This window comes from Stenotrophomonas sp. FBCC-B152 (assembly GCF_059134105.1).
This window is the reverse complement of sequence record NZ_CP101442.1, coordinates 2,591,596-2,615,210: the sequence shown is the minus strand read 5'-3', so window position 1 is coordinate 2,615,210 and position 23,615 is coordinate 2,591,596. Positions and strand designations below refer to the sequence as shown.

The window sequence follows — 23,615 nt, the reverse complement described above, 5'->3', positions numbered from 1 at the left end:
GTCGTCATGCAGCGGGCCGGCTTTTGCCGGCCCGTTTGCGTTTCATGACTGCGCACTGTGACATCTGTATCGCCGGGTGTAACAACGCTGATACACCCAAGTGTGAAGCGAGCGCTATCCAGCATCCCGGCGCTTGCACGCTCGTGTTCAGGACGCGTGAACCTCCACGCAGGTGTAACACCGACGTTGCAGTGACGACGGTCGATGCCGGCAAGAGGCCCGCAGAACGGCCTTCCCGGACTTGGCACGATTGCTGCTCCATCCCTCCGCATGTAACGGGAGGTCGCAATGGACAGCGTTCGCGTACGGAGCAAGGCAAGTGCGGTGACGTGGCTGCTGCTGGTGATGGTGCTGGTACCGGCAGCGGTGCAGGCATCAGGCGCGCGGCAGGGCGTGAAGGCGCAACCCGGTGAGATGGTGCTGCTGCGTGACGTGTCCGCGCGGCCCGCCTACCGGCCCGCCCCCCCGGGCGTGGCGCTGATCGCCGACCCGTCGCCCAAGCGCGAAGTTGCCGGCGCATTGGGTACCCCGACCGGCATGGACGAACTGAGCGACGACGACTACGCCTCGCTCGGTTCCAACACGGGTATCTCTGCCGGCCACCAGCAGACCACGGTCGAGCGCGTCACCACCGGCACCATCAACAGCACCCTTGGCAAGGCCACCAGCACCGGTGTGCTCTCGGGCAGCTCGCTCGGCCGCAGTATCGGCGGCCCGATGGGCGCGGTAGGCAATGCCACCCGCGGCATCGGCGACCAGGTGCGCGGTGCGCTCGCCCAGTTCCCGCTCGGCCAGCCGGCCGGTGCCCCCTCTGGCGGGCCCGGCAAATGAAACGCGCAACCGTGCTGCTCCCGCTGGGGCTCTCGTTGCTGCTGCCACTGTCGCTGTACGCGCAGCAGGCAGACGACTACGCCGGCATGCTGGGCTACCTCAACAACACCCGCCTGGATGGCCGCGCGCTGAGCGGCGCCGACGGCGCCATGGTGGTCAACATGGCCGCCGGTGACCTCAACCTGCAGGCCAACCTGCTGGGCATCGCCAGTGGCGAGAACGCGCAGGTCAACATCGATGCACGCCAACGCCTCGCTGGCAACCGCGTGCGCGCCGATGGCGCGCTCGAGGCAAGCGCCAGCATCGGCGGCCAGGCACTGAACGGCGCCAGCGGCGTCGCCATGATCAATCAGGCCAGCGGTATCGGCAACGCGACGCTCAACGTCGTCACGGCCACGCTGGCGCAACAGGGCATACGCGAGACGAACGACGAGGCCTTGGCCGCGTCGGGGGCAATCGCGTCAGCAGGGGGGCAGGGCACCGCACGTCGCGGTGGTTCCGCCGGAACCCGCAGTGTCGCCGTGGAGGACACCGCACTGCAGGGATTCGACGGCGTTCTGCAACTCAATCAAATCGCGGGTTCCGGCAACACCACCGCCAACCAGTTGGGCATTTCGGTGCAGTCCACCCCGTGAGCAGTTCCATCCACCCGATTGACCGTGAAGAGAGAGGGCACCATGAACACCATGAACAAGACGGTACTTGCGCTGGCCATCGCAGTTGCGGCTACCGCATCTGCCTCCGCACAGGACAACCAGAACGCAAGCGCGTTCATCAACCACATCCACAACGTGTGGGAAACGCGCACCAACCTCAACACCAACGCCAACACCAACCTCAACACCGACGTTGATACCAACATCAACACGAATGTCGATACCGATATCGATACCGATATCGATACGGACATCACCACCGCCATCGATACCAACATCGATACCAACATCCGCAACGACTGGGATTCGCGTACCCGCGTACGCAACAACAGCACCACCAACACCAACACCGATACCACCACCAGGACCACGACCAAGAGCTACAGCGACACCAGCGACGTGAACCACACGCGCAATGTCTCGGTCAACGAAAACGTCCAGAAGAACAGCAACATCCAGGCCGACGAGCGCAAGGAAAAGAACAACCACGGCGTGGACGTGAACCTGGAATCGGACCTGCAGGTGGGTGCGGATGTGCAGTTCCGCGGCCGTCCGACCGTATCGGGTGATCTGGAAGTGAACTCGGCCGCGATTGCCATCATCGACAACCGCCAGTCGATCACCGACAACGAGGGCGACAACAAGCTGCTGGAGAACAACTCCTCGATCAGCGAAAACGTCGCCCAGGACGCTTCGGGCAACCTCGGCTTCAATACCGCCGCGGGTGACAACAATGCCCAGGACAACGCCGCGTCGCTGTCCGCCGCCGATGCCTCGTTCACCTTCGGCATGTCCGATGCGCAGGTGTACGTGAACCAGTACGGCGCTGGCAACACCACCACCAATGATGGCGTGGTCAACAACTCCAGCCTCAGCGGCAACGCCTTCCGCGGCGCCACCGGCAACATCGGCGTGAACAGCGCCGCCGGCAACAACAACGAGCAGAAGAACGCCCTGGCTGCGTCGGTGTCCACCGCCCGCATGGCCACCGCGAGCATCAGCTCGAACCAGGTCTCGGCCGAAAACAGCGTGACCAACGAAGGCTACGTGAAGGCCTATCGTGACACCACCGAAGTCACCCTGCGCGGCAACGTCCGTGGTGGCACGGCGGCGGTCGGTCTCGGTGGCTATGCCGGTCGCGGCAACGCCTACCAGAAGGAAAACTTCTACCCGGATACCTGGACCGGCGCGACGCACACCGGTGGCAACCAGACCGGGCACATCGACCTGGATGCTGACGCACAAGGCGCAACCGACAACCCGTACAACGAAGGCGCTGGTGGTATTGCCTTCGATACCGACGAGCACGGCGTGCTCGCCTACGGTGAAGTGGGTTATGCCGACCTGCGTGCCAGCCTGAGCGGCACCGTCCAGACCACCCGCTGGGTGGTTGAGCGTGCCGAGAACAACGCCTCGCTGTCCGGCGATGCGTTCCGCAGTGCCAGCGGCAACATCGGCGTGAACGTCGCAGCCGGTACCGGCAACCTGCAGGCCAACAGCCTGGCACTGGCCGTGGCCCAGCCGTCCAGCGGTGGCGGCACCCCGGGCGGTGGCGAGTAACTGTGTCCGTTTTCGCAAGCAACACGCGTTGAGCGCAACAAACCCGGCCATCCGCCAATGGCCGGGTTCCCCGGGAGCCCCTGTTCCATCCTCCCCCTTTGGGGCAGGGGCTCCTTCCTTCTTCCGGAGCCATACCGATGTGGTCGACCCGAGCCCTGTGCTGCGCGTTGTCGCTGTTGCTCCTGCCGGTGGGCGCTTCGCGCGCCGGTGATGTGTCCTTCAGCGGCGTGCTGCCCAATGGCGCGGTGTACTCCCAGCGCGTGGAGAGCATGCAGGAACGGCGCTTCCGCAACGTGGTGCGGCAACACACCGATTACAGCTGCGGCGCGGCCGCATTGGCCACGATCCTGCGTTATGCCTACCACCTGGACGCGGACGAAGGCACGGTGATCGAAGGAATGATGGGGGTCTCGGACCCCGAACTGGTCCACCAGCGCGGGTTTTCGCTGCTGGACATCAAGCGTTACGTGGAATCGATGGGCATGCGCGGACGCGGCTACCGCGTCAACGAAGAGCGACTGCGCTCGCTGCGCGTGCCCGGGTTGGTGTTGATGGATGTGCGTGGTTTCCGCCACTTCGTGGTCCTCAAGCAGGTCCGCGGTGACGTGGTCGACGTAGCGGACCCGATCCTGGGCAACCGCAGCATACCCGTCAACGAATTTCTCGAATCATGGCCGTCGCGCGCCGTGTTCGTCGTGATCGGTACCGATTTCGACCGAAACACCGTGTTGCTGCAGCCCGGCGAACAGCCCAGTGCGCGTTCGCTGTATGCACGGCAGGGCCCGATCACCGACGCGGAACTGGTGGATTTCGGTTTCACCCATGCCGATCTGTTCTAGGAGGCACCATGAACATCGCAAACTGGACGCACAGTGCATTGCTCGTCGCGCTGCTCGGGATCGCCCCGGTACACGCCGCCGATGCACCCAACGCGCAGGAGCAGGGACGCCCGGGCAAGGGATTGAGCGAAATCCCCGACCCGGAACTGAAATTGATGCGCGGGCGCTACACCGTCAACGGCAATGCCGTGGCCTGGTTCGGCGTGACCATGGTTTCGCAATGGCAGGCGGGCAACCAGTCCGCACAGAGCGCGCTGACCCTGGGCATGGATTTCAGCCATGGCGGCAACACGCCCAAGGTGAGCTTCACGCCCAGCGTCACCGTCACCGCGGCCGACGCGCCGCTGCCGGAGACCCCGGGGCGCAGCGTGGATTCCAGCGGCCTGCAGAACGTGGCCGGGCTCACCCAGAGCATCCAGGTGGCCGGTGACAACAACGTGGCCAGCAACGCCACCCAGTTGAACGTGCGCGAAGGCAGCGCACCCACCACCACCGAACAGAGCGCCCCGCAGGCCAGCGCGCAGCAGGGCGGCGTGAGCGCCGTGGCCCAGCAGGACGGCAACAGCGCCAGCGTGCAGCTGCAGATACAGGGCGTGGGCCAGGTCCAGCAATGGATCCGCAACGGCAGCGTCGGCCAGAGCATCGCCGTGGCGAGCGATGGGCAATCGGCCAGCAACCGCATGCAGATCGACCTGGTGCGGCAGACGTTGGCCAACAGTGCGTCGCTGAACCAGAACGTGGCCCAGGCGATGAACCTGGTACGCGGCGTAGGCATGGGGCCCGGCCAGTAACACCGGCCGGGTGGGGGAACGAGACCAGAACGCAGGGCAAGGAAATGCACACCTCGATACGCATGACACCGCTGGCGCTGGCGGCGCTGGCACTGATCGCGTCAGCCGCGGCAAACGCGCAGGACGCACCGGCCACCCCGGCCGACGAAGCCGACGTCAAGGCACTCATCCAGCAACTGGAAACGCTCAAAGCCAATTACGCCCAGGAAGTGCGCCGGCTACGCGAACTGGACATGCAGGTGCAGGCCATGCAGGCCCGCCTGAGCGGCAAGACCGCCCCCCTGGCCGGCGCAGCGCCGCCGCCCGAACCACTGCCTTCCAGCACCCCCGCCGCACCGCCGACCGGCGACGGCTACGCCAGCACCGCCGCCGAAGCGCAGCAGGCCAAAGAGGCCTCGCGCCGCAGCGTCGACGACGTCAAACAACAGACCTCGACCCTGTTCACCCGGCGCTTCACTCTGGAAAACAGCCTGAGCTACGCCCGCTACGACCGCAAGCAGCTCACCCTCAACGGCTTCCTCGCCCTCGACGCGATCTTCCTCGGCAACATCGCCATCGAAAACGTCGAGTCCGACACCCTCACCTACAACCTGGCCGCACGCTGGGGCCTCACCCCGCGCCTGGCCCTGAACCTGGACGTGCCCTACCTGGCCCGCAAGACCGTCTTCCAGAAGGGCGGCGCCGGCGGCTCGGCCGCTGCCATCGCCCAGGAAGAAACCACCGGCAACGGCCTCGGCGACATCAGCCTGAGCGCCAACTACAAACTGTTCGCCGAAAAAGGCCGCTGGCCCGAAACCGTGCTGACCGTGGGCGCCACCGCGCCGACCGGCCGCGAACCCTACGGCCTCAGCTGGAAAGTGCTCGAGCGCGACGACGACGACTTCATCCGCTTCGCCGTGCCCGAACAGCAGCCCACCGGCAACGGCGTCTGGCAGGCCAACGTCGGCCTCTCAGCGGTCAAGACCGCCGACCCGGCCATCCTGTTCGCCAACATCGGCTACATCCACTCGTTCGAAAACAGCTTCGACGACCTCGACGCCAACCCCGACACCGTCAACCCGGGTGACGTCAAACTCGGCGGCTCGTACTACTTCGGCGCCGGCGTGGCGTTCGCCTTCAACGAACGCACCAGCCTGAGCATCTCCTTCAGCGACAAGCTCAGCGCCCGCGCCTCCACCCGCTTCAAGGGTGGCCAGTGGGTCAAGATCGTCGGCAGCGATGCCAACGCGGCCACGCTCAACCTGGGCATCACCTACGCACTCAATCAGAACACCACGATCGTGAGTCTGCTGGGTATCGGCCTGACGCCGGATTCGCCAGATTTCACCCTCGCGTTCAAGGTTCCGTACATCCTGTAACGCGCGTATCGACCAACGGTCGATACCTACCGCCGAAGGCCCCGCTTTTCCCATGGCCACCGACCCGATGTCGAAGGGTCGGCGGGGGTGGGTTTGCGGGGGTGTGAGCCGCATGGATGCGGCGACCAAGCCCCCAGGGATGGGTTTACGGCGTCCCCCGCAAACCCACACCCGCCGGCCCAAGCCAGGGACATTCGCAGACCAGGGCTTTTCGCTCTTAGCGCAACTCCGGCAGAGCAAGTTGATGCTTGCGGCACAACCGGTACACGGTAACGCGAGACACCTGCATGGTGCGGGCACACGCAGTGATGTTGAACGCGTTATCGCGCAAGGCCTGCAGCAAGGCATCGCGCTCGGCCGCCTGGCGTGCATCGTGCAGCAGCCGCTGCGGCATCTCCACCTGCGGTGGCAGCAGCTCCAGGTCGGCCACGTTGATCAGCTCGGCCTCGCTCACGATCGCCGCCCGCTGCACCCGGTTCAACAGCTCGCGCACATTGCCCGGCCAGTTGAACCGCAGCAGCGCCTGCGCCGCCTCCGTCGTGAACCCACGCGCACGCGTCACGTGCCTGCGGCGGAAACTGGCCAGGAAATGCTCCGCCAACAGCAGGATGTCGCTGCCGCGGTCGCGCAGCGCCGGCATCGGCAGCCGCAGCACATTGAGCCGGTAGAACAGATCGCGGCGGAACTGCCCGCGCTCCACCGCCTGCTCCAGGTCGATGTGTGTTGCCGCCACCACCCGCACGTCCACCGCCAGCGGATGGTTGCTGCCCACCCGCTCGATCGTGCCCTCCTGCAGCACCCGCAACAGGTTCGTCTGCGCATCCAGCGGCAGGTCGCCGATCTCGTCCAGGAACACCGTGCCCCCGCTGGCCGTCTCGAACAGGCCCAGACGACGCGTCGCCGCACCCGTGAACGCCCCGCGCTCATGCCCGAACAGTTCCGACTGCACCAGCGCCGCCGGAATCGCCCCGCAGTTCACCGCCAGGAACGGCCGCGCATGGCGCGGCGACAGCGCATGCAGTGCCTGCGCCGCCAGCTCCTTGCCCGTGCCCGTCTCGCCCGTGACCAGCACCGGCAGCTCCACCGGCGCGAACTTGCGCAGCGCCGCCCGTGCCACCTGCAGCACCGCACTGTTGCCCACCAGTGCCTGCGCACCCGCCGGCGAGCGAGTCTCGTCGCCATCTGCCAGGTGCTGCAGCCGCTGTACCAGGCTGGAGAGATCCAGCGGCGCCGTAAATGTCTCCACGCAGCCCGCCAACAGCGACTGCAGTGGCGGCGGCGTGGGGTAGGGGCCGGGCGGCAGGATCGCCAGCACGCGCATGTGCCGGTGCTGCTCCAGCAGCGCCTGCAGGTGCTCCACGTTGCCGGGGGCCGCCCCGCGCAGGTCCAGCAGGCCGACCACCAGGTCGCTGCCGCGCATGCCGATGGCCACGCATGCATCGCTGGCCACCCCGCGCACCTGCCACCCTTCCGCCGCCAATGCGGCGCGCTCGGCCGCGTGTGGTTGCCCAAACCAGATCACACACCGGGCCGGAAATTCAGGGACTGCCGCCATGCGTCACCTTTACTGGAAAGATCCCGGGCGGTGTCTGCTGGTCGGCGTGACCCCGGCGAGCCGCCCCACGCCGGAGTCAACAACCCCTGCCGAATCCGGCCAGGGCTGGTCGCACGCACTTGGATCTGCTCGAACGACAGTAGGGACAACGCCGGTTGCCCCGGTTACCGGCCATCCTGGGCCCACAACGAAAAAAGGCCGCTGCACGGGGCAGCGGCCTTCAGGCGGCGCGGCGGGGTGGCCGGCTCAGAGCTCGACGCGGCGGGCCTGCATGAACTTGCCGCTCCAGTAGCCCGAGACCAGGCTGTCCACGCGGACGTCCTTGCCGGTGCTGGGGGCGTGCAGGAAGCGGCCTTCACCCACGTAGATGCCCACGTGGTCGACCCGGCCCTTGCGGCCGAAGAACACCAGGTCGCCAGCCGCCAGCGCGTTGCGGTCGTTGATCAGCTCGGCTTCGCCGTCATGCGCCATTTCACGCGAGACGCGCGGCAGCTCGATGCCCAGCGCGGTCTTGAAGACATAGCCGACCAGGCCGCTGCAGTCGAAACCGCTGTCCGGCGAGGTGCCGCCCCAGCGGTACGGCGTGCCCAGCAGGGTCATTGCACGGCGCAGCAGCGACTGCACCTTGCCATTGTCGGCAGCGCCACCGACCACGACGCCGTTGGCGCCGGAGCTGGCATCGTAGTTGGCCAGCAGGCGGCTCAGGTCGCCGGCGAACATCGCCGAGCGGTCCATGAGCGGAATGGTGTCATTGGCCGCCAAGTGCGGAAGCAGGGCGGCGAGGGTGGCACTGGCAGCGGCATCGGCCTTGCTGCGGGCCGGCGCGTCAGCCTTGGGCTTGGCGGCGGCGGGGATCTCGGTGGCGGCAACGGTGGCAACCGGAGCAGCATCGACGGCGGTCGTCGGTGCCGTCTGCGCCCAGGCCGGAAGGCTGGCCAGGCAGAGGGCGAAAGCGAGAAGAGCGGGGCGGGCAGTGCGCCGGAAAGTGGCGGTCTGGCCTTGGCACGTCAGGTCGGCTGTCGTCACGCGGCGGTCACTGAATAAAAACGATGGGTGATGATGCCGTGTAAGACGTGTGATTTGGTACAAATTTCGTTAAATTTCCGTTTATATGAATGTGATCGAGGTCACATTTTTAGACCTTTGCCCTGTTCATTTCAGTGAAGGACACGTTTCGCCCCCGTGTAGTGCTGCTTCCAATAGGTGCCACCCAGCGAATCCAGCCGGACTGTTCCGCCGGTGCTCGGGGCATGCACGAAGCGCCCTTCGCCCACGTAGATGCCGACGTGGAAGACGTTGCCGCGGTCGCCGAAGAACACCAGGTCGCCCGGTGCCAGCCGCTGCGGATCGATCTTCGGGCCCTGCACCGCAGCGAGGTCGCGCGAGGTGCGCGGCAGCTTCAGGTCCAGCATTTCCCGGTAGACGTAGGCCACCAGTCCGCTGCAGTCGAAGCCTGATTCGGGGGTGTTGCCGCCATACCGGTACGGCGTGCCGACCAGCCCGATGGCGCGCATCAGCACCGCATTGGCTGCCTGCGGGTCATTGGGCGCCACCGTCGGCCAGACCTGCGTGGAGGCGGGCGGCGCGCTGGGGCGGGTGGTCCTGCCACCGCCGCAGGCGGCCAGCAGGGCCATCGCGAGCAGGGCGGCAACCCGGGCAACAGAGCGGTTCAAGCGCGGAACTGGCGTCATGTGCGTGATGTCCGGATAATGCGCGGCCTCAGAAGGCCGTCATGATGGCGGCGTACTTGGCGGGCGACAACCCGTCCCACCCGTCTGCCCTGGCAGCCTCAGCACAAGAGTTCCGCATGAAGATCGAAAAAGACCGCGTCGTCCGCTTCCATTACACCGTCGCCGAGCAGGGCCAGGAGCCGATCGAGAGCTCCAGGGACCGTGACCCGCTGGCGATCCTGATCGGCCACGGCAACATCATTCCGGGCCTGGAAGCGGCCATGCTGGACAAGGAAGCCGGCGCCACCTTCGAGGTCGACGTCAAGGCGGCCGATGCCTACGGCGAGCGCAAGGAAGGCCTGACCCAGCGCGTGCCGAAGAAGCATTTCGGTGACACCCGCCTGGTGAAGGGTCAGCAGGTCGTGCTGCAGACCAACTTCGGCCCGCGCGCCGTGACCGTGGAAAAGGTCGGCATGAGCGTGGTCGACGTGGACCTCAACCACCCGATGGCCGGCAAGGACCTGCACTTCTCGGTCGAGATCGTCGACGTGCGTGAAGCCGCTGCCGAAGAACTCGAGCACGGCCACGTGCACGGCGACGGCGGCCACCAGCACTGAGTGCAGGCCACCACGTAAGGCAACGGCCCGCTTCGGCGGGCCGTTGCGTATCTGCAGCGTCGAAATGCCGGGCGGACCGTGGGCCGCGGCGGCATAATGTCCGCCCTGCCAAGCGAGTCGCCCGTGAAGCCAGTTTCCCCCACGCTGCTGCCGTTGGCTGCCGGCGACCGCATCGAAGTCATCGACATCCTGCGCGGGGTCGCGCTGCTGGGCATCCTGTTGATGAACATGGAAGCGCTGAGCGGCCCGCTGGACATGGCGTTCACCGGCATCGACCCGCACTGGCAGGGGCTGGACTACTGGGCCGACGCGGCCATCTACGTGCTGGTGCAGGGCAAGTTCTTCACCCTGTTCTCGCTGCTGTTCGGCGCCGGCTTTGCCATCATGGCGCAACGCGCCGAAGCGGCGCGCCGCGACTTCACCACCTTCTACCTGCGCCGCAGCGCCGGCCTGCTGTTGATCGGCCTGTGCCATGCGTTGCTGGTGTGGTCCGGCGACATCCTGGTGATCTACGCGCTGGTGTCGCTGCCGCTGCTGGCCACGCGCGAAGCGCCGCAACGCTGGTTGCCGGCGATGGGCGTGGTCACCTACCTGTGTGCGGCGGCGATGATGCTGCTGCTGGGCGCGATGCTGGGCCTGGTCGGACAGGTCGAAGGCGATGGCGGCGCCCTGGGCTCGGCCATGGCGCAGGGCCAGCAGACCGTTGAACTGCAGCGCCAGGCGTATGGCCATGGCAGCTTTGGCCAGGCGGTGGCGCAGCGGGCAAGCGATCTGGGCACGGCCCTGTCCGGCGCGCTGATCATCGGCCCGGAAGTACTGGGCATGTTCCTGCTGGGCAGCTGGTTCGCGCGCAGTGGCGCGCTGGCCGACCCGGCACGTTTCGAGCGCCTGTACCGCTGGCTGCGGCGCGGCGCGCTGCCGGTTGGGCTGCTGTTGATGCTCATCAGCGCGAGCTGGGTGCCGTACCTGGCGCCGGGCACGTTCACACCCACCACCGGTGCGGCGTATGCATTGTCGTCGGTGGCCAGCCTGCTGATGTGCCTGGGTTACCTGGCCTGGATCGTGCGCTGGCGGCAACGCCTGCGCGTGCTGGCGCCGATGGGGCGGATGGCGCTGACCCAGTACATCCTGCAGTCGCTGGTGTGCACCTGGCTGTTCTACGGCTACGGGCTGGGCGCGTTCGAGACGATGCCGCGTGCCTGGCAGGTTCCGTTCGCGGTGGTGCTGTTCGCAGTGCAGGTGCTGCTCAGCCATGCGTGGCTGCGCCATTTCCGGTTCGGGCCGCTGGAATGGATCTGGCGCGCGATGACCTACGGGCGTTGGCCACCGTTGCGCCGATGAAACGATTCGGGCCGCGTCGTCACGTCTGAATCGCGACGTGGCGTGGCATGCTGGCGCCCATGACAACGCACTACGACTACGATCTGATCGTGCTGGGTGGCGGTTCCGGTGGACTGGCGGCGGCGTTCCGTGCAGCGCAGCACGGCAAGCGCGTGGCGATGCTGGAACCGGGCGAACTGGGCGGTACCTGCGTCAACGTCGGCTGCGTGCCGAAGAAGGCGATGTGGCTGGCCGCCGACCTCTCCGGGCGCATCGGCCTGGCCGCGGCAATGGGCTTCGATGTGCCGGCGCGACCGGCGCTGGACTGGAAGGAACTGGTGGTACATCGCCAGGCCTACATCGCCAACATCCATGCCAGCTACCTCAAGCGCCTGAACGACAGCAACGTGGTACGCGTACCGCGCAGGGGCCGGCTGCTGGATGCGCACACGGTGGAATGCAGCGATGGCATCCGCATCAGTGGCGAACACATCCTGCTGGCCACCGGCGCGCACCCGAAACGCCCCGACATTCCAGGCGCCGAGCTGGGTTCGGTGTCGGACGACTTCTTCAACCTGTGCGGCGCGCCCGGTCGCGTGGCGATCGTCGGCGGCGGCTACATCGCCGTGGAACTGGCCGGGCTGCTGCAGGCACTCGGCAGCCGGGTGACCCTGCTGGTGCGCGGCGAACGGCTGCTGGAACGGTTCGATGCCGAACTGACCGCACAGCTGGCCGAGAACCTGCGCCACCAGGGCGTACAGGTGATCTGCAACTACCGGCTGCGTGAGCTGCGGCGCGAGGGCGAGGATCTGCTCGCTTACGGCCACGATGGCCCGACCGAACCGCGCTTCGACCAGGTGTTCTTCGCGACCGGCAGGCGAGGCAACAGCGCCGGGCTGGGGCTGGAGGAACTGGGCATCGTGGTCGGTGACAAGGGCGAGGTCGAGGTTGATGACTGGCAGACCACTGCGGTGCCCAGCGTGCATGCTGTTGGCGATATCGCGGGCAGGGTCGGCCTTACCCCGGTGGCCATCGCCGCCGCGCGCAAGTTGATGGACCGCCTGTTCGGCGGCCAGCCGCAGGCGAAGATGGACTACGAAAACATCGCCAGCGTCGTGTTCTCGCACCCGGCACTGGGCGCGGTGGGCTTGAGCGAAGAAGAAGCACGCGCCCGCCACGGTGACGTGCGCATCTACCGCAGCAATTTCCGGCCGATGCTGCAGGCGCTGGCCGACGGCACCCAACGCAGCCTGTTCAAACTGGTCTGCGTAGGCGAGGAAGAACGGGTGGTGGGCGTGCACCTGCTCGGCGAGTCGGCCGACGAGATCCTGCAGGGGTTCGCGGTCGCGGTGAAAATGGGCGTGACCAAGGCCCAGCTCGACGACACCGTCGCCATCCACCCAACAAGCGCGGAAGAGGTAGTGTTGATGCGCTGATGCGCGCATCAACACAACTGCACACTCTCCGGCGCCCGTAGCAATTCGTAGCGCCTGGCCCTGCCTGGCGACCGCGCGCAGCGCGGCACAAGCCCCCGAACCCAACGTGCCGCGGCGCCCACCTCCCGCCCGAAGTTGAAACCATCCGAAGTTGAAACCCGCCGAAGCCAACCCGGCAGATGCGACAATCCCCCCGATGTCGCACGCGCTCCCCACCTCCTCCCCACGCCTTGCCACCTCCGGCATCCTGCTTGCCGCCGTCGGCGCGGTAGCGGCCTCCGGCAAGGCCGTGATCGTCAAGCTTGCCTATCGCCATGGCGTGGATGCCACCACGCTGCTGGCATTGCGCATGCTCATGGCGTTCCCGTTGTTCGCGCTGCTGGCGGTGTGGTCGGCGCGCCGCGCCACCGCCTTGTCCTGGGCCGACCGGGGCCGGGTGGTGTGGCTGGGCTTCACCGGTTACTACCTTTCCAGCCTGCTCGATTTCCAGGGACTGCAGTACATCAGCGTGACCCTGGAACGGCTGATCCTGTACCTCAATCCCACCCTGGTGCTGCTGATCAGCCTGGTGCTGCTGAAGAAGAAGCCCGGGCGCTGGCAGGTGGCCGCGCTGGTGCTGAGTTATCTCGGCGTGCTGCTTGCCTTCGGCCATGACCTGCAGCTGGAAGGCGGGCGCATCGTGCTGGGCAGTGCGCTGGTGTTCGCCAGCGCGCTCAGCTACGCGCTGTACCTGTTCGGCAGCGGCCAGGTGGTGGCGCGGATCGGCGCGATCCGCCTGACCGCCTATGCCAGCTGCGTGGCCTGCGTGCTGTGCGTGCTGCACTTCGCGGTGCTGCACCCGCTGCCGGTACTGTTCCAGCAGCCGGCGCCGGTGTACTGGCTGTCGCTGGTCAATGCAACGGTCTGCACGGTGCTGCCGGTGCTGGCGATCATGCTGGCGGTGAAGCGGATCGGCTCGTCGCTGGCCGCGCAGGTGGGTATGCTCGGGCCGGTATCCACCATCGTGATGAGTCTATGGCTGCTCGACGAACCCATGGGCCCCTGGCAGATCCTGGGGACGGCGCTGGTGCTGGTCGGCGTGCTGCTGGTCAGCCGCGTGCGCGCGTGAAGAAAGGCGCGCCGGCGGCCGACGATGCAGTGGACGCTGCGGCGCAGGCGCGCGAGCGCATCCTGGCGGTGATCCGGGCCATCCCACCCGGGCAGGTGATGGGCTACGGCCAGGTGGCCGCCAGGGCCGGGCTGCCGGGCCGGGCGCGACTCACCGCACGGGTGCTGGGCATGAACGACGACCCGGACCTGCCCTGGCACCGGGTGCTGCGCTCGGACGGCCGCATCGCCATGCCGGAAGGCTCGCGCGGCTGGCGCGAGCAGAACCAGCGGTTGCGCGCCGAAGGGGTGGTGATGGAGCGTGGCCGGGTCAAGCACATGCCGCGCGGCGGCGCCGATGACCTGGACGCGGCGGTGTGGGGACCGGGCTAGCCCGTTATGATGGGCGCGGTTCCAAAGGATGCCCCCATGTTCCCGCGACTGCCCACCGTCACCAAGGCACTGTTGATCGCCAACATCGTGCTGTTCCTGCTGCAGCAGCCGTTCCTGCTCGGCAACGGCACGTTCGAGCCGTTCATGCTGCAACCGCTGCGCGGTGGCTTCGACCCGTTCTCGCCGGGTGGCAATTTCCAGCCATGGCAGCTGCTGACCTACGGCTTCCTGCATGGCAGCTTCGGGCACCTGTTCTTCAACATGCTGGCGCTCTTCATGTTTGGCGCGCCGCTGGAGCAGACCTGGGGCGAAAAGCGCTTCCTGACCTACTACCTGGTGTGCGTGGCCGGCGCCGGCCTGTGCCAGCTGGCGGTGGGCGCGATGATCACCGACCCGGCCACCGTGCTGGGCGCTTCCGGTGGCGTGTTCGGCCTGCTGCTGGCCTACGGCATGCTGTTCCCCAACCAGCGCGTGATGCTGTTGTTCCCGCCCATTCCAATGAAGGCCCGCACCTTCGTGATCGTGTTCGGCGTGATGGAACTGGTGCTGGGCGCCACCGGCTGGCAGCCGGGCGTGGCCCACTTCGCCCACCTGGGCGGCATGTTGTTCGGCTGGCTGCTGATCCGTTATTGGCGGGGGCAGCCGCCATTCAACCGGCGCCCACCGGGCGGCCCGAAGCGGCCCAACCACCTGCGCAGCGTGAAGTAGCTGCGCGACGATCGCGCCGCCGCCAGCCTGTACCGGCAGGTGCTGGGCAGTGCCTACGATGCGCTGCCTGCGCAGGTGCAGGCGCTGCACGACACGCCCGGGCAGCACCGCTGGAGCGGCACGGCGCAGGTGCGTCGTGGCACCGGGCGGGTGTCACGCCTGGTGGCGGCGGTCATCGGTTTTCCGAAGGCGGGCGCCGATGTGCCGGTCACCGTGACCTTTTCGCCGGACCACGGCATCGAGCGCTGGACGCGTGATTTTGGCGGACGCCGGTTTACCTCGTGGCAACGGCGCGGGGCAGGGCGCAATGAGGCGCTGCTGGTCGAGCGCTTTGGGGTGATCGAGGTCGCGTTGGCGCTGCTGGTGGAAGGCGATCGATTGCTGCTGGTGCCGCGCCGCTGGTCCTTGCTGGGCGTGCCGCTGCCGAAGGCGCTGCTGCCCAGGGGCACCACCTTCGAAACCGACGTGGATGGCCGGTTCGTGTTCAACGTGGAGATCGCCGCACCTGGGGTGGGGTTGATCGTAAATTACCGGGGCTGGCTGCAGCCCGACGCGTAGAGCCACGCCCTGCGTGGCTTTGCGGTGCCGGCCGAAGTGCAGCCACGCAGGGCGTGGCTCTACGCGCATGAAAAAGGGCGCCCATCAAGGCGCCCTTCGTTCAATCCATTACTGCCTCGCTCAGCGCCAGACCTTGATCTGGTCGCTGTCCACGCGCTGCATCGGCTGGCCCGGCTTGCAGCTGAAGGTCGCACCGAAGGCCGGCAGGTTGGACAGCGGGGCGTTGGTGCGCCACTTGCCCGGGGCGAGCGTGTCGGCGGTCAGCCGCTGTGCGGCCTCGTTCGGCGACAGCTGCTGCGGCCACAGGGCGGCCCAGGCACGGAAGAAGCCCTGCTGCGTGGCCGGCTTGGCATCGGGCTCGGCCGACTTGTAAGCGGCCCACGCCAGTTCCACGCCCGCCAGGTCGGCCAGGTTCTCTTCGCGGGTCAGTTCGCCGTTGACCTTGGCACCCTTGACGCCGGGGAAGTCCAGGCTGCTGAACTGCGCGGCCACGCGGTTGCCCAGCAGGGTCCAGGCGGTCTTGTCGGCCGGGGTCCACCAGCTGCGCAGCTCGCCCTTGGAATCCACCAGCGAACCCTTGGCGTCGATCGCGCGGGTCAGCTCGTGGGCGACCAGCGCGCCGTAGCTGCCGTACTTGTCGGCGGTGTCGGCCTTGGCGTTGAATACCGGGCCCTGCAGCACGGCAGCGGTGACGATCAGGCGGTTCTGCGCGATGTCATAGGCCAGCGCCGGCTGCTGCGGCAGCACGTCCCAGCGGCGGTCGGCGTTGCCCTTGCCGATGCGCTTCATTTCTTCGCGGTGGCGCCAGGTGGAGGCGATCAGCATGTTGCCGCCGAAGCTGCCACGGCCCATCGGCTGCACGCTGTAATCCAGGTCGCGCAGCGGGGTGCCGATCTCGATCTTCAGCGCGGCCAGCTTGGCCTGTGCTTCGCTCTTGGCTTCCGGGCTCAGCCAGCTGCTGGCCTTGACCGCCTCGATCTGGGTTTCGCGGACCTTGTCGACGATCACGGCGGCCTGGCGGCGGTCTTCGGCGGACAGGTAACGCGCGGCATATTCGCGGCCGACCATCGGGCCGGCGGCGACGTTCATCGCATCCAGCACCTGCTCCCAGCGGGCCGGGGCGATGGTTTCACCACGGATCACGCGGCCGCGGAATTCAAACTCCGCATCGCGGTAGGCCTTGGACAGGTAGGGGGCCATGGCATCGCCCACGCGCCAGCGCAGGTAGGCCTTCCACTGGTCCGGCTTGATCCGGGTGACCATGCCGTCGAGCGCCTTGAACAGCTCCGGGTCGGACAGCGAGACCAGGTCGTCGTTGACGCCCTGCGCCTTCAGGAACGCATCCAGCTGCAGGTTGCGGAAGCGGCTGTTGAGTTCCTTGGTGGAAATCGGCGCGTAGTTGTTGAACGGGTTGTTGATGCCGGCCAGCGACTGCGCATTGCGCGCCAGCTCGGTTTCCAGCGCGATGACCGCCTGCGATTCGGCCTCCAGCTTGTCGGCCGGGGTGCCGGTCAGGGCCAGGATCTGCTTGACGTAAGCGCGGTAGCGCCCCATCAGCGCCACGGTATCGGCGTCGGTGCGGGTGTAGAAGGCCGGGTCGGGCAGGCCCATGCCGCCCTGCATGAAGTAGCCGATGTGACGGTCCAGCGCCTTCAGGTCCACGTCCGGGGCGAAGTTGAAGGCCACCGGGATGCCGACCTGGTGCAGCGCGGCAATCGAGGCCGGCACATCCTTGGCCTTCTTGATGGCGTTGATGCGGGTCAGCAGCGGCGCGATCGGGGCCGAGCCGTCCGCTTCCACGGCCGCTTCATCCAGGCCGCTGGCCCAGAAGTCGCCCAGCAGCTTCTGCACGTTGCCCTGCGGTGCCTTCATCGCGCCGTCCAGCAGCTCGCGCTGCTGCACGCGGGTGCGCTCGGCGAGCTGGCCAATGGCGGTGGTGGCGCCGGTCTGCGGCACCGGGTTGGCTTTCAGCCAGCCGGCATTGGTGGCGTCGTAGAAGTCGCTGCACTGCGCGCTCACGGCGGGCGCACGGCCGGCGGCCTTCTTCTTCGGGGCGGCGGAGGCGTCGGTGACGACCAGGGTGGCCAGGCCCAGGCCGAGGGCGATGGCAAGCGGACGAAGGTTGGGCATGCGAAGCAAATCCGGAAGGATTGAAGACCGGCGCACTATAGCAAGACCCAATGAAAACGCGGCATGCAAACAAAAAGGCCCGGGAAAATCCCGGGCCTTTCTGCATCACGCCAAGGCGTGGACGATTACCAGATGACGACCTGCTTGTCGCCGGCGCGCACCATCGGCGTACCGGGCTTGCACTCGAACGCGGCCGCGAAGGTCGGCAGGTTCGACGGCGCGCCCATGGCACGGAACGCAGCCGGGGCGTGCGGGTCGGTGGCCAGGCGGACCTTGGCGTTTTCCGGGGTGTACTTGGTGCGCCACACGGTGGCCCAGTTGAAGAAGAAGCGCTGGTCGCGGCTGAAGCCGTCGACCTTCGGGTCTTCCTTGCCGGCGCTGGCCTTCTGCAGGGCGTCGTAGGCGGTGGCCAGGCCGCCCAGGTCGGCGATGTTCTCGCCCAGGGTCAGCTTGCCGTTGACCGCCTGGTCGCCGACCTTGTAGCCGTCGAACTGGTTCACCAGCTTGCCGGTCAGGCCGCTGAAGTTCTTGGTGTCCGCATCGGTCCACCAGTTCTCGAAGTTGCCGGTCGGCCCGAAGCGGCTGCCCTGGTCGTCGTAACCGTGGGTCATTTCGTGGCCGATCACCGCACCGATGCCGCCGTAGTTCAGCGCGTCGTCGGCCTTCGGGTCGAAGAACGGCGGCTGCAGGATGGCGGCCGGGAACACGATCTCGTTCTGCAGCGGGTTGTAGTAGGCGTTGACCGTCTGCGGGGTCATGCCCCACTCGGTCTTGTCCACCGGCTTGCCGATCTTGCCCAGCGCGAACTTGTAGTTGAATGCGTTGGCCGCGCGCACGTTGTCGAAGTAGCTGTCACGGCCGGTGGTCAGGCCGCTCCAGTCGCGCCACTTGTCCGGGTAGCCGATCTTCGGGGTGAAGGTTTCCCACTTGGCGATCGCCTTGGCCTTGGTCTCATCGCTCATCCAGGTCAGGCCCTGGATGCGCTCCTTGAGCGAGGCGGCCAGGTTCTTGACCAGTTCTTCCATCTTGGCCTTCGACTCGGGCGAGAAGGCGACCTTGACGTACAGCTGGCCGAAGGCTTCGCCGGCATCGTTTTCGATGGTGCCCAGCACGCGCTTCCAGCGCGGCTTCATTTCCTTCTGGCCGTTGAGGGTCTTGCCGTAGAACTCGTAGTTCTCCTGGGCGAAGGTGTCAGCCAGGAACGGCGATGCAGAATCCACGGTGTGGAAGCGCAGGTACGAACGCCACACCGACGGGTCGGTGTCGCCCAGCGCCTTGCTCACTTCCTGGTGGAAGCTCGGGATGGCCAGCGAGAACTTCTCCGGCGCGGCGATGCCCTGCGCTTCGAAGAATTTGCTCCAGCTAAAGTTCGGGGTCAGCTTGTCGGCGTCGGCCACGGTGACCGGGTTGTAGTACAGCGAGACATCGCGCGAGAGCTGTTCGCTGGACTTGGACGCCTTGGCCAGGCGGGTTTCGAACTTGACCACGTCCGCAGCCTGCTTGGCGGCGTCGGCCGCCGCCACGCCGGACAGTTCCAGCACCTTGGCCACGTGCGCCTGGTACGCCTTGAGCTTGTCGGCGTTCTTGGCGTCGGTGTAGTACGTGGTGTCCGGCAGGCCCAGGCCGCCCTGGCTGGCGTAGGCCATGTTCATGCTGGAGTTCTTGAAGTCCGCTTCCGGACCGAACCCGAACAGCACATTCTCGCCCTTGGCGGCGGTGGTGCGCAGGTAGTTGGCGATGGCGTCCTTGTCCTGCAGGCCGTCGATCGCGGCCAGGTCAGCCTTGATCGGCTCGATGCCCTGCGCGTTGATCTTGGCTTCGTCCATGCCGGTGGCCCAGAAGTCGCCGACGATCTTTTCGATGCCGGTCGGGTTCTTCACCGCCGCGACCTGTTCGGCCAGCTGGTGCTGCACGGCGACCGAGCGCTCGTCCAGGATGGTGAAGGCGCCCCAGCTGGTGCGGTCGCCCGGGATTTCATTGGCGGCCAGCCACTTGCTGTTCACGTAATCGCCGAACGCGGTGCAGGCGTCCAGGCTCTTGTCCAGGTCGGACGGGTGGAAGGCGTTGTAGGCCGGCAGCTTGGCTTCGTCGAGCTTGAACTCGGTGGCAGCCGGGGCGGCGGTCGGGGTGGCGGTGGAGGCCGCGCTGTCCGTAGCCGGGGTTTCGTTCTTGCCGCAGCCGACCAGCGCGGCCGAAACGGCCAGGGTCAGCAGAACAATCTTGGGAGTACGAGAGATCACTGGTAAGGCCTCCGGGCCGAAGAATCTTTCAGGAAGGCCCCTTGATGGGGCCGTGGGCCAGACGATACGCCGCTGGCCCGGCCTGCAAGGGTGTCGAAGGTCATGTATACAGCCTGCATGGACACTTCTACGACGCGTGCCTGGGATGCAGTCATCATCGGCGGCGGGCACAACGGCCTGGTCTGCGCGGCCTACCTGGCCCGGGCCGGGCAGCGGGTGCTGGTGCTGGAACGGCGGGCGGTGGTCGGCGGGGCGGCGGTCACCGAGGAGTTCCACCCGGGATTCCGCAACTCGGTGGCTTCCTATACGGTGTCGCTGCTGCAGCCGCGCATCATCCAGGAGCTGGCGCTGGCCGAACACGGGCTGCGGGTGGTGCCACGGCGGATCAACAACTTCCTGCCGCTGGACGGGGATTACCTGTTGGCCGGTGCCGGGCTGACCCGCTCGGAGGTGGCGCGTTTCTCCGCGCGCGATGCCGAGCGCCTGCCGGCCTTCGAGCAGCGCCTGGAAGCCTTCGCCGATGTGCTGCGCGATCTTTCGCTGCAGGCGCCGCCGAACGTGGGCGAAGGCCACTGGCTGACCCAGCTGCCGGCCCTGTGGCAGGCGGGCCAGCTGGGCCGGCGACTGCATGGCCTGGCACCGGCGTTGCGCCAGGAACTGCTGGACCTGTTCACCATCTCCGCCTCGGAATACCTGGACCGCTGGTTCGAGAGCGAGCCGATCAAGGCCCTGTTCGGGTTCGACGGCATCGTGGGCAACTACGCCAGCCCTGAAGCGCCCGGCTCGGCGTACGTGCTGCTGCACCACGCCTTCGGCGAGAGCAACGGGGTCAAGGGCGCCTGGGGCCACGCCATCGGCGGGATGGGCGCGATCACCCAGGCAATGGCGCGTTCGGCCATCGCCGCCGGGGTGGAGATCCGTACCGACTGCGGTGTGCGCAGGGTTCTTGTCGAACAAGGTCGCGCGGTGGGGGTGGAAACGCTGCAGGGCGAGCGCATCCGCGCCCGCCGGGTGGTGGCCAACGTCAATCCGAAGCTGCTGTACGAACAGCTGCTGGCGCCCGATGAAGTGCCGCTGGCCACCCGCGAGCGCATGGCGAACTGGCGCTGCGGGTCCGGTACGTTCCGCATGAACGTCGCGCTGTCGGGCCTGCCCTCGTTCTCCGTGCTGCCCGGGGCAGGGGACCACCTCACTGCCGGCATCATCATGGCGCCCACGCTGGGCTACATGGACCGCGCCTACACCGATGCACGCCAGCACGGCTGGTCGCGCGAACCCATCGTGGAAATGCTGATCCCCAGCACGCTGGACGATTCGCTGGCACCGCCCGGCCAGCACGTGGCCAGCCTGTTCTGCCAGCACGTGGCCCCGGTGCTTTCCGGTGGGCGCAGCTGGGACGACCACCGCGACGACGTGGCCGATCTGATGATCGCGACGGTCGAGAGGCACGCGCCGGGATTCAGCACACTGGTGCTGGGCCGGCAGGTGCTGAGTCCGTTGGACCTGGAGCGTACGTTCGGGCTGATCGGCGGCGACATTTTCCACGGCGCGCTCAGCCTCAACCAGCTGTTCAGTGCCCGGCCGATGCTGGGCCAGGCCGACTACCGCGGTGCATTGCCGGGCCTGTATCTGTGCGGTTCGGGCACGCATCCCGGCGGTGGCGTCACCGGCGCGCCCGGGCACAACGCGGCGCAGGCCATCCTGCGCGGGTAAAAAAAAGGCCACCCGAAGGTGGCCGATAACCATGGGAGCACCCGACCGTAGGCCGGGTGCCCTCCAGCGGCGGTTACAGGCCGCCGCCACCACACCCCTTGCCCAGGTAATCATCGATCAGCCGCAGCTGGTCGCCCATGATCGCGCGCGTCCAGGCCGGGCCGTGCGCGTAGTCGGCGATGGCGTGGTACTCCACCGGCTGGCCGGAGTTCTTCGCCTTGGCCACGAACCATTCGGATTGTTCGATCGGCACGGTGCGGTCGCGGTCGCCGTGGTAGACCATCAGCGGGATCTTCATCTCGCCGGCCTTGTCCAGCGGGTTCAGGCCGTCCACCGTCTTGGCCTGGGCCTGGCGGAAGAACGGGTTGGTGTAGAACCGCGACCAGATCTTCTTGATGTCCGACACGCCGGCACCGGCAATGGCGCACTTGTACAGCCCATTGGGGCGCACCGAGGCGGCGAATGCCGAATAACCGCCGTAGGAGAAGCCGAACATGGCGATGTGGCCGGGCTGGGCGATCTTCTGGTCGATCATCCACTTGGCGCCATCATCCTTGTCGTCCTGCATCTTCTGGCCCCACTCGGCATCGCCGGCCATCCACAGCTTGCGGCTCCAGTCAGCCGAGCCGCGGAACTGCGGGCGCAGCACCGCCATGCAGCGCGACGCCATCAGCGGCACCCACATGGAACCGTCGAAGTCCATGCCGTCGCGCGCCCACGGGCCGCCGTGCGGGTGGACAACGGCCTTCCACGGACCGGCGCCGCACAGTTCGGTGTTCGGCGTGGTCAGGAAGGCGGGAATGTCCAGGCCGTCGCGGGCCTTGTAATAGACCAACCGGGTCGTGCCCAGCGCGGCCGGGTCGATCTGCGGGTAGGACTTGGCCAGCTCGGTCAGCTGGCCGTTGTTGAACAGGTAGTAGGCCGGCGGGTCGGACGGGCCGGACACCACCACCAGGAACGTCTTCAGGTTGGCGCTGTAGTCCAGCAGGCGGATCGACTTGCCCCCGTCGAGCTGGGTGGTGGCGCGCTGGCCGGTGCCCGGATCGACCAGGGTGACCTCGCTGGCCTGGATGCCCAGGGCCTGACGCAGGCCCTGTTCCAGCGCCTTGAAGGTCGGGTCGGTCCACTGGATCTCGTTCTCGCGCGGGCCGCTGTAGCCCACGCCGAGCAGCGCGCCGAACGGGACGCCTTCAACGTTCCTGTAGCGGTTCATCACCACGCTGCCGGCGTTGAAGAACTTGTGCTCGAACAGCACTTCCTTCTGCTTGCGCGCGGCGATGTCGTATTCGTAGATGACCGTCTTGTCGCGGCCCACGTTGCTCTGGATGAAGGCGATGTTCGGGTCGTCGGCGAAGCCGACCACCTGGTTGATGTCGCGATCCTTCACGTGCGAACGGAAGTGCTCTTCCCACGAACCGGTGGCCGGGTTGCGGAATTCGGTGGCGATGTACGCGCCGGTCCCGTCCACGTCCTGGCGCAGGCGCGCGCGCAGTTCGCTGTTGAGGTCGGTGACATAACCGGCCACGCGCTCTTCGGTTTTCTGGATGCGCTGGGAGGTGAAGCTGCGCAGGTTGACCTTGTACACGTCACCGGAATTGCTGCCCGAGCCGTTGACCACCAGGATGTGGTCCGGATCGTTGGGCAGGGTATCGAGCACGGTGGAGTTGGACAGGGCCTGTTCGAGTTCTTCATTGCGGCTGGTGGCGCGGGCCGGCGTGATCGGCTCCTTCCACTGCTTGCCTTCGATGTCGGTGATGAAGAACTTGCTGATGAAGGTCTTGTTGACCCGGTCGGTACGCAGGTCGTAGGGCTGCCACAGGGTGACGGCCAACAGGCCGTTCTTGATGAAGCTCACGCTCTGGAATTTCATGCGGCCGGCACCGATCACGGTCGGCGCCTTGTCCAGGGCGTTGGTCTCCCAGACCACGATGACGCGCTCTTCGCCGTTGGCGCGCAGGCCGGCGATGTGCTTGCCATCGGGCGAGAGTGAAAGGCTGGAAATGGCCGGGAAGGCGGCCATCTGCTCGATGGTCGGTGCCACCGGCTTGGCGTGCAGGAGCGAGGAAGCACTGGCCAGGGCGGCCAGCAGAAGAATCCGTTTCATTGATGACCTCTGTTCATGGAGCGGGCCGACCACCGGTTTACCAGGGCCGG

Annotated in this window: 20 protein-coding genes; 14 read left to right on the top strand and 6 right to left on the bottom strand. The window is 67.0% G+C overall.

Annotated features, from left to right (window positions below):
• The first annotated feature begins 288 nt into the window (after positions 1-288).
• The 6 genes from NMB40_RS12175 (at position 289) to NMB40_RS12150 (ending at position 6,035) form a co-directional block, all read left to right on the top strand.
• Positions 289-831, top strand: a complete 543-nt coding sequence (locus NMB40_RS12175) for a FapA family amyloid fibril periplasmic chaperone (protein ID WP_494358554.1) — start codon at positions 289-291, stop codon at positions 829-831.
• Positions 828-1,466: a FapB/FapC family functional amyloid domain-containing protein gene (locus NMB40_RS12170; protein ID WP_494358553.1), complete on the top strand. Its 639-nt coding sequence runs from the start codon at positions 828-830 to the stop codon at positions 1,464-1,466. The genes NMB40_RS12175 and NMB40_RS12170 overlap by 4 nt, the downstream gene beginning before the upstream one ends.
• A 42-nt stretch (positions 1,467-1,508) precedes the next feature.
• On the top strand, positions 1,509-3,047 hold the full coding sequence (locus NMB40_RS12165) for a FapB/FapC family functional amyloid domain-containing protein (RefSeq protein WP_494358552.1): 1,539 nt from the start codon (positions 1,509-1,511) through the stop codon (positions 3,045-3,047).
• 137 nt (positions 3,048-3,184) lie between these two features.
• Positions 3,185-3,886 (top strand): C39 family peptidase, encoded by a 702-nt coding sequence (locus tag NMB40_RS12160; RefSeq protein WP_282247365.1) that lies wholly within the window; start codon positions 3,185-3,187, stop codon positions 3,884-3,886.
• Between the two features lie 8 nt (positions 3,887-3,894).
• Entirely contained in the window at positions 3,895-4,677 is a 783-nt protein-coding gene (locus NMB40_RS12155) for a hypothetical protein (RefSeq protein WP_494358551.1), read from the top strand.
• A 44-nt stretch (positions 4,678-4,721) separates the two neighbouring features.
• Positions 4,722-6,035 (top strand): transporter, encoded by a 1,314-nt coding sequence (locus NMB40_RS12150; protein ID WP_282247367.1) that lies wholly within the window; start codon positions 4,722-4,724, stop codon positions 6,033-6,035.
• A gap of 217 nt (positions 6,036-6,252) precedes the next feature.
• On the opposite strand, the gene NMB40_RS12145 is transcribed toward NMB40_RS12150, so the two are convergent.
• The 3 genes from NMB40_RS12145 to NMB40_RS12135 all read right to left on the bottom strand — a co-directional run bounded on the left by NMB40_RS12145 (position 6,253) and on the right by NMB40_RS12135 (position 9,281).
• Positions 6,253-7,590: a sigma-54 interaction domain-containing protein gene (locus NMB40_RS12145; RefSeq protein ID WP_095363479.1), complete on the bottom strand. Its 1,338-nt coding sequence runs from the start codon at positions 7,588-7,590 to the stop codon at positions 6,253-6,255.
• A gap of 246 nt (positions 7,591-7,836) precedes the next feature.
• Positions 7,837-8,616, bottom strand: a complete 780-nt coding sequence (locus NMB40_RS12140; protein ID WP_494358550.1) for a C40 family peptidase — start codon at positions 8,614-8,616, stop codon at positions 7,837-7,839.
• A 131-nt stretch (positions 8,617-8,747) separates the two neighbouring features.
• Positions 8,748-9,281: a C40 family peptidase gene (locus NMB40_RS12135; protein WP_494358549.1), complete on the bottom strand. Its 534-nt coding sequence runs from the start codon at positions 9,279-9,281 to the stop codon at positions 8,748-8,750.
• Positions 9,282-9,397: 116 nt separating this feature from the next.
• On the opposite strand from NMB40_RS12135, the gene NMB40_RS12130 reads away from it, so the two are divergent.
• From NMB40_RS12130 to NMB40_RS12100, 7 genes are all read left to right on the top strand, one after another.
• The gene (locus NMB40_RS12130; RefSeq protein WP_448143222.1) at positions 9,398-9,877 is read left to right on the top strand and encodes an FKBP-type peptidyl-prolyl cis-trans isomerase; all 480 of its coding nucleotides are present in this window, start codon (positions 9,398-9,400) and stop codon (positions 9,875-9,877) included.
• A gap of 96 nt (positions 9,878-9,973) precedes the next feature.
• Positions 9,974-11,218 (top strand): DUF418 domain-containing protein, encoded by a 1,245-nt coding sequence (locus NMB40_RS12125; RefSeq protein ID WP_494358548.1) that lies wholly within the window; start codon positions 9,974-9,976, stop codon positions 11,216-11,218.
• Positions 11,219-11,277: 59 nt separating this feature from the next.
• Positions 11,278-12,633 carry a glutathione-disulfide reductase gene (gene gorA, locus NMB40_RS12120; protein WP_494358547.1) on the top strand — a complete coding sequence of 452 codons (1,356 nt, stop codon included), beginning with the start codon at positions 11,278-11,280 and terminating at the stop codon, positions 12,631-12,633.
• 196 nt (positions 12,634-12,829) lie between these two features.
• Positions 12,830-13,741, top strand: a complete 912-nt coding sequence (locus NMB40_RS12115) for a DMT family transporter (protein WP_494358546.1) — start codon at positions 12,830-12,832, stop codon at positions 13,739-13,741.
• Positions 13,738-14,112, top strand: coding sequence for an MGMT family protein (locus NMB40_RS12110; protein ID WP_494358545.1), 375 nt, complete (start codon positions 13,738-13,740; stop codon positions 14,110-14,112). Before NMB40_RS12115 ends, NMB40_RS12110 begins: the two co-directional genes overlap by 4 nt.
• 36 nt (positions 14,113-14,148) lie before the next feature.
• A complete protein-coding gene (locus NMB40_RS12105; protein WP_282246630.1) occupies positions 14,149-14,820 on the top strand; it encodes a rhomboid family intramembrane serine protease in 672 nt (223 codons plus the stop codon).
• A gap of 39 nt (positions 14,821-14,859) precedes the next feature.
• Entirely contained in the window at positions 14,860-15,378 is a 519-nt protein-coding gene (locus NMB40_RS12100; RefSeq protein WP_494358544.1) for a DUF4166 domain-containing protein, read from the top strand.
• A gap of 120 nt (positions 15,379-15,498) precedes the next feature.
• On the opposite strand, the gene NMB40_RS12095 is transcribed toward NMB40_RS12100, so the two are convergent.
• Positions 15,499-17,508 carry a M13 family metallopeptidase gene (locus tag NMB40_RS12095; protein ID WP_494358543.1) on the bottom strand — a complete coding sequence of 670 codons (2,010 nt, stop codon included), beginning with the start codon at positions 17,506-17,508 and terminating at the stop codon, positions 15,499-15,501.
• Positions 17,509-17,633: 125 nt separating this feature from the next.
• A complete protein-coding gene (locus tag NMB40_RS12090) occupies positions 17,634-19,745 on the bottom strand; it encodes a M13 family metallopeptidase (RefSeq protein WP_282246633.1) in 2,112 nt (703 codons plus the stop codon).
• A gap of 120 nt (positions 19,746-19,865) precedes the next feature.
• On the opposite strand from NMB40_RS12090, the gene NMB40_RS12085 reads away from it, so the two are divergent.
• The gene (locus tag NMB40_RS12085; RefSeq protein WP_494358542.1) at positions 19,866-21,461 is read left to right on the top strand and encodes a phytoene desaturase family protein; all 1,596 of its coding nucleotides are present in this window, start codon (positions 19,866-19,868) and stop codon (positions 21,459-21,461) included.
• A gap of 73 nt (positions 21,462-21,534) precedes the next feature.
• Here NMB40_RS12085 and NMB40_RS12080 read toward each other — a convergent pair whose 3' ends face one another.
• On the bottom strand, positions 21,535-23,565 hold the full coding sequence (locus NMB40_RS12080) for an alpha/beta hydrolase family protein (RefSeq protein WP_494358541.1): 2,031 nt from the start codon (positions 23,563-23,565) through the stop codon (positions 21,535-21,537).
• Between the last annotated feature and the right edge of the window lie 50 nt (positions 23,566-23,615).

Excerpts from the sequence above, each read along its gene's own strand:
- NMB40_RS12145 (WP_095363479.1), bottom strand. The coding sequence starts at position 7,590 with ATGGCGGCAGTCCCTGAATTTCCGGCCCGGTGTGTGATCTGGTTTGGG.
- NMB40_RS12105 (WP_282246630.1), top strand. The coding sequence starts at position 14,149 with ATGTTCCCGCGACTGCCCACCGTCACCAAGGCACTGTTGATCGCCAAC.
- NMB40_RS12175 (WP_494358554.1), top strand. The coding sequence starts at position 289 with ATGGACAGCGTTCGCGTACGGAGCAAGGCAAGTGCGGTGACGTGGCTG.
- gorA (WP_494358547.1), top strand. The coding sequence starts at position 11,278 with ATGACAACGCACTACGACTACGATCTGATCGTGCTGGGTGGCGGTTCC.
- NMB40_RS12135 (WP_494358549.1), bottom strand. The coding sequence starts at position 9,281 with ATGACGCCAGTTCCGCGCTTGAACCGCTCTGTTGCCCGGGTTGCCGCC.
- NMB40_RS12150 (WP_282247367.1), top strand. The coding sequence starts at position 4,722 with ATGCACACCTCGATACGCATGACACCGCTGGCGCTGGCGGCGCTGGCA.
- NMB40_RS12170 (WP_494358553.1), top strand. The coding sequence starts at position 828 with ATGAAACGCGCAACCGTGCTGCTCCCGCTGGGGCTCTCGTTGCTGCTG.
- NMB40_RS12080 (WP_494358541.1), bottom strand. The coding sequence starts at position 23,565 with ATGAAACGGATTCTTCTGCTGGCCGCCCTGGCCAGTGCTTCCTCGCTC.
- NMB40_RS12095 (WP_494358543.1), bottom strand. The coding sequence starts at position 17,508 with ATGCCCAACCTTCGTCCGCTTGCCATCGCCCTCGGCCTGGGCCTGGCC.
- NMB40_RS12130 (WP_448143222.1), top strand. The coding sequence starts at position 9,398 with ATGAAGATCGAAAAAGACCGCGTCGTCCGCTTCCATTACACCGTCGCC.
- NMB40_RS12155 (WP_494358551.1), top strand. The coding sequence starts at position 3,895 with ATGAACATCGCAAACTGGACGCACAGTGCATTGCTCGTCGCGCTGCTC.
- NMB40_RS12165 (WP_494358552.1), top strand. The coding sequence starts at position 1,509 with ATGAACACCATGAACAAGACGGTACTTGCGCTGGCCATCGCAGTTGCG.
- NMB40_RS12125 (WP_494358548.1), top strand. The coding sequence starts at position 9,974 with ATGTCCGCCCTGCCAAGCGAGTCGCCCGTGAAGCCAGTTTCCCCCACG.
- NMB40_RS12160 (WP_282247365.1), top strand. The coding sequence starts at position 3,185 with ATGTGGTCGACCCGAGCCCTGTGCTGCGCGTTGTCGCTGTTGCTCCTG.
- NMB40_RS12115 (WP_494358546.1), top strand. The coding sequence starts at position 12,830 with ATGTCGCACGCGCTCCCCACCTCCTCCCCACGCCTTGCCACCTCCGGC.
- NMB40_RS12085 (WP_494358542.1), top strand. The coding sequence starts at position 19,866 with ATGGACACTTCTACGACGCGTGCCTGGGATGCAGTCATCATCGGCGGC.